This is a genomic window from Sphingobium yanoikuyae, assembly GCF_034424525.1.
GTDB classification, from domain to species: domain Bacteria; phylum Pseudomonadota; class Alphaproteobacteria; order Sphingomonadales; family Sphingomonadaceae; genus Sphingobium; species Sphingobium yanoikuyae.
Genome location: NZ_CP139979.1, coordinates 4,287,119 through 4,299,151 on the forward strand (window position 1 = coordinate 4,287,119; position 12,033 = coordinate 4,299,151).

The following is a 12,033-nucleotide window of genomic DNA, read 5'->3' on the forward strand; positions in this document are numbered from 1 at the left end:
TCGGGAGGGCCAAATGACCCTCGCGCAGGACATCACCAAGCGCTTCAATGGCGACTGGCACGGTGATTATGGGGCTTTCCCGACGCCGGGCCACAGCCCGAGCGATCGCGGCACGACCGTGAAGGATGATCCCGGCGCTCCTGACGGCGTGCTGATCAACTCCTTCAACGGCGGCGATGCGATCGCGATCAAAGACCAGTGCCGCGAATGGGGTATCCTTCCCAGCCGCGACGCCGATCAAATCCGCAGCCGCTCGACCTGGCGGGTGACCGGCACGTTCGAATATGTCGATGAGGACGGCACAGTCCTTTACCGGACGCAGCGCCGGGAGAAGGCAGGCGAGCGCAAGAAGTTCGCCGCTGAGCGGCTCAACGGCACGGAATGGGCGGGCGGCATCAAAGGCATCAGGCGCGTTCTGTACCGGCTGCCGGACATCCTTGCCGCGCGGGCCGATGAACCGGTCTATCTGGTCGAGGGCGAGCGGAAGGCCGACAAGCTGGCGTCATGGGGCCTGATCGGAACTGCGGTAGCGTTCGGGTCCAATGGCTGGCTCTCGTCCTATGCTGATGCGCTGGCCGGCCGCGCCGTTATCATTCTGCCCGACAATGACGATGTGGGTCGTACCTTTGCCGAGAAGGCAGCCGCAGACCTGCAGGGGGCCGGTTGTTCTGTTCGTGTGATCGACCTTCCCGGCCTGCCGCCCAAGGGCGATATCATGGACTGGACCGGTAGCGCTGACGATTTGCGCGCGCTGGTCGAGAAGGTGCCAGCGCCCGCGGCAGAGACATTCGCCGTGGCCGATCTCGGAGCATGGGCGGGTATCCAGCCGACGCCCAAAGCGTTCATCATGGCGGGCTTCGTACCGGCTCGGGAGTTGACCCTAGCGACCGGTGCCGGCGGAGCGAACAAATCGACCTTCGGCCAGCAATTGGCGACGTGCTGCGCCGCGGGCGTTCCTATGCTGGGCATCGATGTCATGCAGGGCCCAGCCCTCTACATCACCGCGGAGGATGACGACGACCGTCTGCACTGGATGCAGACGCACATATGCCGTGCGCTGGCGGTTGATATGGCCGGCATGGCGGGTAAGCTTCACCTCGTCTCCCTGCGCGGACGGTTGGGCAATGAGCTGGCGACGTTCGACGCAGAGGGCAAGTTGCGCCCGGCGCCGTCGTTCCAGCTTCTCAAGGCGACGATCGAGCAGACCGGCTCAAGCCTAGTCGTGCTGGACAATGCCGCGCACCTGTTCGCTGGCAACGAGAACGACCGCCAGCAGGTCACCGCGTTCGTAAACCTGCTCTATAGCCTATGCCGCGATCTCGGGGTGACGATCATACTGGTCGCGCACTCCAACAAGGCGGGCGACAGCTATAGCGGCTCTACCGCCTGGCTTAACGCCGTGCGCTCGCAGATCGTTCTGCAGCGGCCGGAAGGGGCAATCGATCCCGACGAACGCCTGCTGACACTCGGCAAGGCCAACTATGCCCGCCAGGGCGAGGAACTTCGCTTTCGCTGGCATGAGTTCGCGCTACGGCTCGATCGGGAACTGCCGGATGATACTCGGGCGCAGTTGGCTGACGCTGTGGCGTCGGCCGGCGCCAATGCTGCCTTTCTGGAATGCCTGCGCGCCCGTGCCGCCCAAGGCGAGGGACGCGGCGTGGGCCCGAACACCGGCCCGAACTATGCCCCATCGCAATTCGAGGGGATGCCGGAGGCCAAGGGCTTCACCCGCATGGCGCTCAAGGCGGCAATGGATCGCCTTTTCCACCTCGGCCGGATCGAAACCTACCAGTTCGAGAACAAGGGAAAGGGGCGTCACGTCACACTGTTGAGAGAGCTTCCCGAACCTCCCCGAACGGCTCCCCGAACGGCTCCCGAACACTCTTCCCGAACTCCCCCGAACGACACCCGAACGCACCCCCCACACACTCCCTATACTACGTATAGGGGCGCGGCCTCTCAGGCCGCCGCGCCCCAAGACGATGGGCTGGATGAAAGCGGCGACATCATCGGGTGGAATGACAAATCTCATGGAGGCCGCTGATATGCCGAGGAAGAAAGCCGCTACCAAAGCTGAACCTGAACTTGCTCGCGGCACGAAAATTGCCAATCTTCGAGCTTCAGGCCGTCTCATCGATAAGGTGGAGAAAGGCGGCGAGCGCGTCATGCTCAACGTTCGCAGCACGGGGAATAACCAGACAACTCGCGAACCGCTCGAAGGCATGACCGATCAGCAACTGACGATGCGTCTGGCCGATGCCATGGGCACGACGAGCCCGGAGTTCATCGATGCCACGCTTGTCAACTTGCTGACCGTGTTCGACGCCCCGACCGATCGACGGGCTACTCGGGAGATCAACGCGGCGCTCGCAGTTCTCGACGGCATGAAGCCGGAAAACGAAGTGGAGGCGATGCTGGTGACCCAAATGGTCGCCACGAACGATGCTGCAATGAAATGCCTCGCAGCGATCAGCAAAGGCCTCCACCCCGAGATGTGGGGCAACATGTCGGTGAAGCTTTTGCGGACCTTCACCGGTCAGGCAGAAGCTCTGGCCAAGTTGCGCCGCAAGGGCGAGCAGACTGTTCGGGTCGTTCATGTCCATCCCGGCGGCCAGGCCGTCGTTGGCGACGTTCACAACCATTCCGGCCAGGGGAGGAGGGGGCAACATTCAGAAAATGGGGGTCAATCAGATGCAGCCGATAATGCTAATGAACGCGAAGCGCTGCCTAGCCCAAACCCGATCGGGGAAGCCGTGCCAATCCCCAGCAGTGGCCGGCAGGAAGCGGTGCCGAATGCACGGCGGGACCAACCCCGGCGCCCCGATAGGTAACCGCAACGCTCTCAAGCACGGATATTATTCGGCTGACGCGATCGCGATGCGCCGATTGGCAAAGGCAATGCGCCGCCAGTTGAGGGAGTTGGGGTGAATTGGAGAAATGAACATGACCGATCAGGAACGCGAGTTCGCCCGCCAAGCTGCCTACCTCGCGAACGTCCATCTTCTCGCGGATCGGGCGGAGGATATCGCCGGGATCAATGGCGCGTCGACGCTTCTGTTCAATGCAGCTCTAGCCTCGCTCAATCGGATGCATGACATCGGCCATGCCATGACCATCGCGCGGATCTGGGCGGAGTCCCTGGAAGCGCAGCAAGCAACGCGCGAGGGGACACACTGACGGAAGATGTCGGCGTTCATCGGCCACGGCTGAAGTAGGCATAGATAGCCGTCCCGCAAAAGCGGGCCCAATGCGCGCAGGCGATGTTCGACCGTATCATTGAGATTTAGCCGCTGCTAGGTTGGCAGGCTGGTGGGGAAACGCTTCAGTATGGAGCGAAATGCGCTGGGAATTGCCCATTAGCGAGAAAATCGAGGCAGAGGGTTTCTCCGCTTAACCAACGAACGTAAGCTATAGTCCCTTGCTACTCCCTGGGATCGGAAACTGAGATATTATCTGTCGATCTCCGTCGCGGAAGGTTCTCAGAGCCATGTCACTAGCAATCATTACGCTGCTAACGTACCATCCTGGATAATATACTTCTCGCCCATTTTTGTCTGAGCGCGGAGAAGCCTTATGTTCCTGATAATAATTCCAGAAACTTTCGATTGCAGACTCTGATTGCCTTAACCGTGCTCGATGTCGAAAACTCAATCGCCGGCCGGTCGCCAGTGCTTCCTTTGTGATGGTCATGCATTCCCAAGACGAAGATGCCAAATCATGGTAAGATCTCTGGAATTCTGGTGAATCATCGTCGTATTTGTCTTGAGATATCTGCATAACCGTTTTGGCCTTTGTATTCAGAACCTCGTACTCAGCAATCAACATCTGCAACTCAGAATGGAGTTCAATGCGTGCCGTTCGATCAGCGAGCCAAGCTGCACCTGCAACTGTCGTGGCCGCGCCGATTAGGGCGCCCATGAACGACAACAAGGCTTCTTGCGAAGCTCCAAACTTGATCATTGCAACGGCTGATACACCAACTGCAGCCGCAGCGGCACCGACCGATATCCCCTCAATCGCAAGATCCCAATTCTTCATTTCGCACCTGCAAATGAGTTTCTTCGCAGGAATATAGCTGCCCGATGGCGTGAGGGAAGTCGCGCTGAGGGGTATAAACCCCGCCCCCTGAAAACCTCATGCTCCTGACAACTGGCGATCCCGCCAGCCGCGCCGCCCTCGTTTTCTGGGGCCAAGGAGCAAGGCAGATGCCTTTGACGTTTCACGATCGCGCACCGCTTGAGAAGGTGCGCCGCCTGGCCGATGGGCGAATTGCCGCCGTCGCCAAATTTGCCCGCAGCGGATGCTACACCTATTCCGGCGCGGAGGTCGGTCGTCCCGATCTTGGCACGGTGACCGTCTATCGCCCGGAAGATGAGGTTTTCTCCGACGATGCGATGGCCAGTTTTGCTCACAAGGCAATCACCCTCGATCACCCGAGCGAGGGCGTAACTGCCGCCAACTGGAAATCGGTCAGCGTCGGCTTCACGGAAGGTCGCGTCGCCCGCGATGGCGGTTTCATCGAAATTCCGCTGATGCTTGCCGATGCCTCCGCCGTGGCTGCCTATGACAGCGGCCGGGCGCGGGAACTGTCCGCTGGCTATTCGTGCGAACTGGTGTGGGGTGATGGCGTCGCGCCGGATGGAACGCCTTTCCAGGCCAAGCAGACACGGATTCGCGGGAATCACATCGCTCAGGTGCCCGCCGGCCGCGCGGGCAGCGATTGTCGGATCGGAGACAGCATGACGAACGACGCCAACGCCACCACGCAATCGATCCGAGACGCAGCCTTTGGCAAGTTCCGGCTGAGCGACAGCCAGAAGGCGACCATCGACGCGCGCGCCGCCGCCGAGATCGCTTCGATCGAAAACGATCCGCGCAAAGCCTGGCAGCAGGATGATGGAGTTCGGTCCAGCAAAGCCGTTCGTGACGCAGCTCTCGCCGCTCGCTACCGCTAAGGATATTTCACATGGCAAAACCTCTCAACGAGCGCATCGCAAGCGCCCGGGCGACGGATCGCGTCACCATCACCGACCTTGAAGCCATCATCGCCGAAGCCACCATCGAGCGTGACCGTTTCGCCGGCATCGTCAGCCAGGCTACTGCAGATTCGATCCGCTTCGAATTAAGCGAGAACGAGCGCGACGAGGCTGCTCAGAAGGCCGAGCGCGCCAAGCGCAACAGCTTCGCGATGTCGGCCGCGGTCGATGAATTGGCGGCCAAACTGACCGCAAAGCGCGCCAGCGAGGAACAGCGAGCCCGCGCGGCGGAGAAGGCGGCTGCAATCGCCGAACGCGATGCCCTAGCTGAGCGCATCCGCACCGAATGGCCGGCAGCAGAAGCCCTGATGGTCGAACTGCTATGGGCGATCAAGGAAAGCGACGCCCGCCTTCATGCGCTGCGCCTGCCCGAAGCCAGCGCGGAAGCGGTCGCGCGAGACTTTCCCGGCAACTTCATGCGGAACGGCGTGCAAGTTCGCCGCCTGCAGGATGCGCGCCTGCCGTCGTTTGTCGAGCCATGCGATTATGCCTGGCCAAAGCCCCAGCGGATCAATCCCGATCTGGGCCGCGCCCAATACTTAGCTGATAAGGAGCGCATGCGCGCCGAGAACGCGCGCTGGCAGCGCTATCTCGTGACGCCGCCCGCGGGCAACCGCGAGCCGATCCCGCTGGACATGCGCAATGGCCCCGGCGTGGCCCTCGACCTGCCGGTGATCGGCAACATGACGGAGGAAGGCGTAGCGGACGCCCGCGAGGCCGGCTGTGACGTTCAGCCGGTCAGCGCCAATGTCTCAATCGGCCTGCCAAGCGCGCAGTTCATTTGAGGAGGAAAGCCATGATCAAGAAACTGCGTGCGCTGATCCAGACGAACACCACCAAGAAGGCTCTCGCTGCGGAACAGGGCGCCTCAGATGGCATCGATCGATCGTCTCCGGCCTACCGCCTCGGCAAGACCATCCACGAGATCGGCGACGACCTCGCAAAGCGGGGGGCTGCCTGATGGCCAAGATCACCCACCTCCCCGCCCAGCCGTTCGGCGATGGTGTCTATCGCATGGAACTCGGCCCCGATCAGCTCAGGGAACTGGAGACGGGCCTGAAGATCGAAAAATGCGGCACCTGCATGGTGGCGACGAAGGTTAACCCCCATCCCAAGCCGATCTATGAAACCTTCGCCGGACTGATGTCGGGCCGCATCGAGACGGAGGGCAGGACAATCGGCAATGCCTTCCAATCCGGCGCTTCAATGATCGACATCTGCAACATCAACCGCCTGGGCCTTATCGGCGGCGGCATGAGCGATGCTGCCGCGGCGAAGCTGGTTCGCGAGAATGAGCCGCCGCATCGACCGCTGAATGACCTGTGGGAGATCGCGGCAGCGCTGGTCTATGCCACGCTGTGCGGCGTCGAAGAGGATGCGCCCGCCCCGGCGCCGGCAGATGGCTGATATGGCGTTCATCTCCGCGCCGGCTGGTCATGGACGCGGAGAGGCAGGAGGGGCCGTCACCCCCCTCCTGCTTTCCCCTTCAGTCAACCTGACGGAAGCCCGCCGCATCGCCGCAGCCTATCCGCCTGAGGCCCGCTGTGTGCCGCGCGCTGAGCGGGAAACCTATCTGACCGAAACCCAGCAGCTTGCATGGTTGCTCAGGTTCCATCCGAAAGAGGCGGCGGAGGTGATGTCCGCCTTCAATGCGGCGTCGCCCCAGCCTAGCCGGTCGGATCGGCGCCGCCCTCGCGCCCTTCCCCACCTGGATAACCACCATGGCTAACGTCCGCGGCCATCAAAAGCTGGTGAGACAGTTCAAGGCCATTGCCGACGAGAGCATGGTTCGGGCCGTTGGCGTAGCGATGTTCGCGGCTGGTGAGGTGATCGAGGACGCGGCCAAGGGCAGCATTATGGCCGGCAGCATCTCCGGCAAGAATCATGTGCCGTCCAAGCCTGGCGAGCCACCCAACAATGACACGCATTTCTTGCACAACAACATCGAGACGATCCAGCGCGCGCCGCTGCTGGTCGAGGTGTCCTCGAATGCCCCATACAGCGTCCCGCTTGAGTTCGGCACGTCGAAGATGGCCGCGCGCCCATTCATGGGTCCGGCCGCCCGCGCCGGTAAGCAGGAGGCGCTTTCTCTCATCAATCAGGCAATCAAAGCCCAGCTTCGGAAGGCGGTGAAGAAATGAGCGTTGTCGCAGAGGATCTGGTTGTCCGCATTCGCGCCGAAATGGCCGACCTCGACGCCAAGATGGCGCGCGCGGCGACAGTCACGACGAACACCACCCGGACGATCGAGAAGTCTACTGATAAGGCGTCGAATGCTGGCCGCAATATGGGGCGCACGCTGATTGATGTGGGCGGGCAACTCGCCGGCGGGCAATCCCCGTTCAACGTCTTGGCACAACAGGGGCCTGTCGCTGCTGATGCCTTGGCTGAGGTTGGCGGCAAAGCGGCCAACGTTGCTGCGTTCTTCAGCGGTCCATGGGGCGTTGCGATTATGGCCGCTGCTTCTGTGGTAGGAGAACTGATCGGGCAAATGTTGGAAGCAGGCGAAGCAGCCGAAAAGACCAAGCCGAAAATCGACAATCTCACCAACGCCTATGCCAACCTCGCGGCGAGCCTCGGCAAGATCGACCCCGCCGGCGCCGACGCGCTCGCGCGGGCGGGGATCAAGCTCGCCACCGATCGGCGTGACCTTGCCAAGGCGACGGATGCGCTGAGCGCCGCAGAAGCCCGGCTGGCGGCCTCCCAGCGTGTCGATCCAAAGGGGCGCGGCTCAGCGCCGGCGCAACGCGATGTTGTCGAGGCACAGGCCCGCGTTAAGGCACTGCAAGATGAGATCCAGACCGGCCAGAATCTGGTGAGCCTCGGCGAAAGCCGGTTCAAGCAGTCCCAGGCACTCGCGGCGGCAGAGACGAAGGTCGACAAGGCGACGCGCGGCCGGGCCGGTTCATCGGTCGCAGCGGCCGACAGCACGGATCGGGAGAAGAAAGCGCAGGGCGAGCTGGTGGCGCTCCTTGAGCGAGTGGCGGGCAAATATGACCCGGTGCGTGCCGCAGCGATCGAAACCGGGAAAGCCTTGGCGGACATCGACAGGCTGGAGATGAACGGCATCATCAGCGCCGCCGATGCGCTGGCATACAAGCTGCAGCTCGCACGCGATCAGGCGGTAGCCGTGGCCGATGCAATGTGGAAGCTGCAGGAACAGCGCTGGCTCGATGTGGGCTTCGACAAGGGCGACTTCGACGGATCGAACATCACCAAGTCGATTAATGACGCGCTGGAGCAGCGCCAGAAAGCGGCCGACGATGAAGAGGCGGCGTTGATGGCCTCGAATGAGCGGGTCGCGCAGGATTTCCAGGACCGGCAGCAGGCCCAGATCTACTACCTTGCCAACCTCTATGAGGACTTGTTCCAGGGCGGCAATGGCAACATCTGGCGGAACTTCAAACAGATGGGTTTTCGCGCGGTGGCGGAGGTTCTGGCCCGCCTCACGGTGTCGAACTCGGGCAGCAGTGGCGGCGGTTTCAACTTCGACTCAATCGCGGCTGCGATCGGCGGCCTGTTCAAGAAAAGCGGCGGCGGCGAGACGGGGACCGGCGTTGGCTTCTCGGCTGGTGGCTATACAGGTAACGGCCCGCGCAACGAGGTTGCTGGTGTCGTCCACCGTGGCGAATATGTCATCCCCGCCGATGTCGTCAGCAAGGTTGGTGTCGGCAATCTCCAGGCGCTCGGCAGCGCTTCCGCACCAATCAGGGGCGCCATATCCGCCCTGCCCAAGTCCATCCCGGCGCGCACGGAAACGCAGGTCGTCACGGTCGTCGTGCAGGAGGGCGCCCTGTTCAAGGCAAAGGTGGCGGGCATCAGCAAGGCAGTCGCCGCACCGATCGCGCAGACCTATGCCACGCAAGCCGCCGCCGGCATGGGGCAGGCTGTCATGAAGGCAGTCCCCTCGCGCCTGGCTCAGTATGGCCGCGACGGCATCTGATGTATGGCTTGGCCGGCCCGCTGATTGACGATGTGCGCGCCCGGCTCACGGCTTCGTCCGCATTCCGGACGATGATGCCGCCGGCCGGGATGGAGGGGCGCGGCGTTCCGCACCTTCGCCTCTCATCCCCCGATGAGCGTGTGATCCGCGGCGGCGCGCTCAATCGACTGGAGATCGACCTGGCGTTGAGTGTGGTCGCCCCCGTTCGACTGGAGGCGTACCGGATCGGCCGGGCGGCGATGGCGGCGATCAGCCCTCGAAAATATCGCGTTCGAAATGGCCGATCGATGGCGGCCCTTATCCTGCGATGGCGGAGCGACCATCTCGCGCAGGAAGCGGATGAGGACGGGCTTTGGCATTATGCGCAGGTGTTCGTTGCGCAGGGCTTGGCGACCTAGGTCGGGTCGGTTTCATTAATGAGGTTCAGCAGGGAATCATCGATCGATCCGCTGCGCTTGCCCAGGCATCGATCGATGCCGATCATGAATTCCTTCATGCCGAGATCTTCGGGCAGCCAGGCCTTGCCGTTTTCGTAGAAGAACGGGGCCGAGCCGGCATAGGCGCCCAATGCGTTTTTGGCGTTGATGCGTCCCATCACCATCCCCGGCTTGTCGCATTCCCGCACGTCGGTGAATTTGGCAGAGGACGGATCAGGGGCGCGATCGGCGGCTACTTCCTTGGCCTTGGCGACCAGCGCGCTATCGCTATCCTGCGGGCTGCATCCAGCCAGCAATGCCAATGCGATGATTGTCCGCTTCATTCCGCCTCCCCGCGCTCGATCGCGGCAGGGTGGCACCCGACGAAGGCGAGAGCAAGTTATGGCTCAGGGTTTCGGCGTTTCGTTCTGGCTGATCAAGGTCGCCATGATCGAACATAGCTCGTCAATCTTTTGAGACTGCGCCGCCATCATAGCTTCGATCGCGCCGCGATTATCAAGGGGGGCCAGCATCTGCGCATGCAGATATTCGACATCACCCTTTGACAAGATGCCCCTGCCAGCCATTGCAGCGGCCAGAGCGAAGACGCCGTTGAAAGCAGACAGAGCCAAGGAAATTGCGCTCTGAGCGGCCTCCTCCGGGCTACCTTGGAATTGATCTTTCATCTTCGTCGCTCCCCCATGAATGGGCGATCAAGCGCTCCTCGTCCCGGCAGATCGCCGTCCGAAACACTGCCACTTTAGCCCCCGCCTGTTTTGCCGCTATATCATTATCAGGCCGATCGGCTGCCTATGATCAAAATCACACTTGGCTGCCGCCCCCTGGCACAACCATATAGTCGGTATGCGCGGCTGGCTGAGGGATGAGCATGTCGGATGATCATTGGGATAGTATGAGCGTGGAATTTCGCCTCACGAATGCGAGCGTCGTGGCCATGTTCGAGAATTGCTCGGCGATCAGTGAGATCGGTCTCTCGCTGACCGTTCAAGAGGGGCGCCTGCTAACCTTCTATGGTCTGCCCGACGACGATGACGGGGATGATGACGCGACGACACTTGAATATAAGTGCATCATCACCGCTACCGGATCCAATTCGGAGAAGGTTGAGTCGCGCGAGGCGCGGATCAATGTCGACGGGACGCACGACAACGGGCGCCGGCTAACCATCAAGGGGCATGGATGGGCCGGCCGAGATCAAGACGGCCTGCTTGAGCTGCTTTTCGATGAGCCGCCGACCATGGTGGTATATGATTACCCCATCGAATTCGAAGATGGCGGCGATGAGCGGGTTCACAAAGACAATGTGGTAGCCCTCAACCGCCCAGGTGGTTCACGCGGTGGGGAATAGGGATTCAGCGGCGGCGAAGCGCTGCTAGCGCTGGCCTCGCCGATCGCCCATCGGCGGACGGATGCTGTGCCAACGACCGGCAGTGTGACATTTCAGCCTAATGGCAAAAATATCGTCTCGTTCCCTTTTCGGACTCGTTGCAATTCGGCGTCTAGAGGAGTCTAAGGGTGACGGCCCGCCGCAAGGTGGTCTATACTATCCTACCCCGGGACTAGCGGGACGGATAAGACCGGCAGTGAGAGCTGACATGCTCCCATTTGCCGAACCGAAAGCGCCAGTAATTAATCACTGACACAGCCTTCGGCCACGCGCACGATACACGCATCGACTTTCTCCTGTGGGTCCGGGGTAAAAGCCCCGGGCTCCGGGACGCCCCATGCGCCCCGCCTCGAAAGGACCAGGGGCATTGCAGAAGAAAGACGGCGGACCGTCGCGCTCAGTAATAAGCGGGATGTCAGGGGAGTCGAGAGGCTTCACCAATCATTTTGATTGGTTAATGAACGATTGACGGCAATTGTGGCTGCGAAAGCACAAATGGAGACTTCTTTATATAACGAAGGCTTTAAGTAGTTCGTCGCGTCCCTTGTGGAGCTTTCGGGCGACGGAGAGCTGCCGCCATCAATCGTTCTAAGGTGCTAATCTCCCTCCGATATTCTCTCACCCCGCCCGGTTTGGCGATCGGTATCTGCGAGCGGCGAATACGCCGACCGATTGTCCTACGTGGCTTGCTGATGTGCATTTATGACTTCCCGCGCGATGATGTGCTCAGCTAGTTCAACCATTTGATCATGGCGCTCAATCGCCACAGGGGCATGATCATGCCCGCCAGCCAAGCGCCGTAGGCAAAAGTTGTCGCCCATGCCGCCGGCAGTGAATAGCCGAAATCGGCCGGTGGTAGCTCGTGAAGATAGTCCCTCTGGTCTATGAACTGAGCACGATTTAGGTCGTTAAGCTCTGTATCTAGCGAGGCCCTCAGGCTTTCTTCACGGCTCAAACGATCGAACTGCTCTGCAGCCTCTCCCGGTACTCGCCATGATTCGATTACGGCGCCAGCACCCGCTAATATGGTTCCGAGCATGAAACATGCAGCCGAATACGCTAAGTCGGAAATGCTCACTCCGAACTTAGATTGTGAGACAAGATTGGTTCCAAGAGCTGTAAGGACACCGAGCAGTGACGCGGCATTGACAGCCATGGCTCCAATCCTGAGCTGATCTTGGATTTTGTCTCGCCGTTCTAGCAGATAGTCATATCGCGCGCGGGCAGCGG

17 protein-coding genes are annotated in these 12,033 nt (G+C 61.3%); 13 read left to right on the forward strand and 4 right to left on the reverse strand.

Annotated elements, in window-relative coordinates:
• The first annotated feature begins 13 nt into the window (after positions 1-13).
• The 4 genes from U0025_RS19830 to U0025_RS19840 are packed head-to-tail and all read left to right on the forward strand — an operon-like array spanning position 14 to position 3,177.
• Positions 14-2,044 carry an AAA family ATPase gene (locus U0025_RS19830; RefSeq protein WP_004209245.1) on the forward strand — a complete coding sequence of 677 codons (2,031 nt, stop codon included), beginning with the start codon at positions 14-16 and terminating at the stop codon, positions 2,042-2,044.
• The gene (locus U0025_RS19835) at positions 2,031-2,831 is read left to right on the forward strand and encodes a hypothetical protein (protein WP_169331137.1); all 801 of its coding nucleotides are present in this window, start codon (positions 2,031-2,033) and stop codon (positions 2,829-2,831) included. Before U0025_RS19830 ends, U0025_RS19835 begins: the two co-directional genes overlap by 14 nt.
• Positions 2,770-2,928: a hypothetical protein gene (locus U0025_RS26130; protein WP_409371845.1), complete on the forward strand. Its 159-nt coding sequence runs from the start codon at positions 2,770-2,772 to the stop codon at positions 2,926-2,928. Before U0025_RS19835 ends, U0025_RS26130 begins: the two co-directional genes overlap by 62 nt.
• Positions 2,929-2,943: 15 nt before the next feature.
• Positions 2,944-3,177, forward strand: a complete 234-nt coding sequence (locus U0025_RS19840) for a hypothetical protein (RefSeq protein WP_004209247.1) — start codon at positions 2,944-2,946, stop codon at positions 3,175-3,177.
• Positions 3,178-3,408: 231 nt separating this feature from the next.
• On the opposite strand, the gene U0025_RS19845 is transcribed toward U0025_RS19840, so the two are convergent.
• Positions 3,409-4,038 carry a hypothetical protein gene (locus U0025_RS19845; RefSeq protein ID WP_004209248.1) on the reverse strand — a complete coding sequence of 210 codons (630 nt, stop codon included), beginning with the start codon at positions 4,036-4,038 and terminating at the stop codon, positions 3,409-3,411.
• A gap of 206 nt (positions 4,039-4,244) precedes the next feature.
• On the opposite strand from U0025_RS19845, the gene U0025_RS19850 reads away from it, so the two are divergent.
• From U0025_RS19850 to U0025_RS19885, 8 genes are read left to right on the forward strand one after another with little or no spacing between them, the layout of a single operon-like run.
• Positions 4,245-4,955: a DUF2213 domain-containing protein gene (locus U0025_RS19850; protein WP_257010959.1), complete on the forward strand. Its 711-nt coding sequence runs from the start codon at positions 4,245-4,247 to the stop codon at positions 4,953-4,955.
• A gap of 11 nt (positions 4,956-4,966) precedes the next feature.
• The gene (locus U0025_RS19855) at positions 4,967-5,821 is read left to right on the forward strand and encodes a hypothetical protein (RefSeq protein ID WP_004209252.1); all 855 of its coding nucleotides are present in this window, start codon (positions 4,967-4,969) and stop codon (positions 5,819-5,821) included.
• An 11-nt stretch (positions 5,822-5,832) separates the two neighbouring features.
• Complete coding sequence (locus U0025_RS19860; RefSeq protein ID WP_004209253.1) at positions 5,833-5,997, forward strand: hypothetical protein; 165 nt, start codon at positions 5,833-5,835, stop codon at positions 5,995-5,997.
• Positions 5,997-6,443 carry a GTA-gp10 family protein gene (locus U0025_RS19865; protein ID WP_004209254.1) on the forward strand — a complete coding sequence of 149 codons (447 nt, stop codon included), beginning with the start codon at positions 5,997-5,999 and terminating at the stop codon, positions 6,441-6,443. Before U0025_RS19860 ends, U0025_RS19865 begins: the two co-directional genes overlap by 1 nt.
• Entirely contained in the window at positions 6,436-6,765 is a 330-nt protein-coding gene (locus U0025_RS19870) for a hypothetical protein (protein ID WP_157225198.1), read from the forward strand. Before U0025_RS19865 ends, U0025_RS19870 begins: the two co-directional genes overlap by 8 nt.
• A complete protein-coding gene (locus U0025_RS19875) occupies positions 6,758-7,177 on the forward strand; it encodes an HK97-gp10 family putative phage morphogenesis protein (protein ID WP_004209255.1) in 420 nt (139 codons plus the stop codon). Before U0025_RS19870 ends, U0025_RS19875 begins: the two co-directional genes overlap by 8 nt.
• Positions 7,174-8,979 carry a phage tail length tape measure family protein gene (locus U0025_RS19880; RefSeq protein WP_004209256.1) on the forward strand — a complete coding sequence of 602 codons (1,806 nt, stop codon included), beginning with the start codon at positions 7,174-7,176 and terminating at the stop codon, positions 8,977-8,979. The genes U0025_RS19875 and U0025_RS19880 overlap by 4 nt, the downstream gene beginning before the upstream one ends.
• Positions 8,980-8,987: 8 nt before the next feature.
• Positions 8,988-9,377: a DUF3168 domain-containing protein gene (locus tag U0025_RS19885; RefSeq protein ID WP_157225199.1), complete on the forward strand. Its 390-nt coding sequence runs from the start codon at positions 8,988-8,990 to the stop codon at positions 9,375-9,377.
• Here the strand turns inward: U0025_RS19885 and U0025_RS19890 are convergent.
• Both U0025_RS19890 and U0025_RS19895 read right to left on the reverse strand, forming a co-directional pair.
• Positions 9,374-9,739: a hypothetical protein gene (locus tag U0025_RS19890; RefSeq protein ID WP_004209258.1), complete on the reverse strand. Its 366-nt coding sequence runs from the start codon at positions 9,737-9,739 to the stop codon at positions 9,374-9,376. The genes U0025_RS19885 and U0025_RS19890 overlap by 4 nt on opposite strands.
• Positions 9,740-9,802: 63 nt before the next feature.
• On the reverse strand, positions 9,803-10,081 hold the full coding sequence (locus tag U0025_RS19895) for a hypothetical protein (protein WP_004209259.1): 279 nt from the start codon (positions 10,079-10,081) through the stop codon (positions 9,803-9,805).
• A gap of 227 nt (positions 10,082-10,308) precedes the next feature.
• Here U0025_RS19895 and U0025_RS19900 point away from each other — a divergent pair, with 227 nt between their 5' ends.
• Positions 10,309-10,764: a hypothetical protein gene (locus tag U0025_RS19900; protein ID WP_037490701.1), complete on the forward strand. Its 456-nt coding sequence runs from the start codon at positions 10,309-10,311 to the stop codon at positions 10,762-10,764.
• 769 nt (positions 10,765-11,533) lie between these two features.
• On the opposite strand, the gene U0025_RS19905 is transcribed toward U0025_RS19900, so the two are convergent.
• Complete coding sequence (locus U0025_RS19905) at positions 11,534-11,959, reverse strand: hypothetical protein (RefSeq protein WP_157225200.1); 426 nt, start codon at positions 11,957-11,959, stop codon at positions 11,534-11,536.
• Positions 11,960-12,033 lie beyond the last annotated feature (74 nt).

What these genes read in the sequence shown, in the direction of transcription:
- U0025_RS19830 (WP_004209245.1), top strand. Translation starts at nt 14, where the DNA reads ATGACCCTCGCGCAGGACATCACCAAGCGCTTCAATGGCGACTGGCAC.
- U0025_RS19835 (WP_169331137.1), top strand. Translation starts at nt 2,031, where the DNA reads ATGGAGGCCGCTGATATGCCGAGGAAGAAAGCCGCTACCAAAGCTGAA.
- U0025_RS19840 (WP_004209247.1), top strand. Translation starts at nt 2,944, where the DNA reads ATGACCGATCAGGAACGCGAGTTCGCCCGCCAAGCTGCCTACCTCGCG.
- U0025_RS19845 (WP_004209248.1), bottom strand. Translation starts at nt 4,038, where the DNA reads ATGAAGAATTGGGATCTTGCGATTGAGGGGATATCGGTCGGTGCCGCT.
- U0025_RS19855 (WP_004209252.1), top strand. Translation starts at nt 4,967, where the DNA reads ATGGCAAAACCTCTCAACGAGCGCATCGCAAGCGCCCGGGCGACGGAT.
- U0025_RS19860 (WP_004209253.1), top strand. Translation starts at nt 5,833, where the DNA reads ATGATCAAGAAACTGCGTGCGCTGATCCAGACGAACACCACCAAGAAG.
- U0025_RS19865 (WP_004209254.1), top strand. Translation starts at nt 5,997, where the DNA reads ATGGCCAAGATCACCCACCTCCCCGCCCAGCCGTTCGGCGATGGTGTC.
- U0025_RS19870 (WP_157225198.1), top strand. Translation starts at nt 6,436, where the DNA reads ATGGCTGATATGGCGTTCATCTCCGCGCCGGCTGGTCATGGACGCGGA.
- U0025_RS19875 (WP_004209255.1), top strand. Translation starts at nt 6,758, where the DNA reads ATGGCTAACGTCCGCGGCCATCAAAAGCTGGTGAGACAGTTCAAGGCC.
- U0025_RS19880 (WP_004209256.1), top strand. Translation starts at nt 7,174, where the DNA reads ATGAGCGTTGTCGCAGAGGATCTGGTTGTCCGCATTCGCGCCGAAATG.
- U0025_RS19890 (WP_004209258.1), bottom strand. Translation starts at nt 9,739, where the DNA reads ATGAAGCGGACAATCATCGCATTGGCATTGCTGGCTGGATGCAGCCCG.
- U0025_RS19895 (WP_004209259.1), bottom strand. Translation starts at nt 10,081, where the DNA reads ATGAAAGATCAATTCCAAGGTAGCCCGGAGGAGGCCGCTCAGAGCGCA.
- U0025_RS19900 (WP_037490701.1), top strand. Translation starts at nt 10,309, where the DNA reads ATGAGCGTGGAATTTCGCCTCACGAATGCGAGCGTCGTGGCCATGTTC.
- U0025_RS19905 (WP_157225200.1), bottom strand. Translation starts at nt 11,959, where the DNA reads ATGGCTGTCAATGCCGCGTCACTGCTCGGTGTCCTTACAGCTCTTGGA.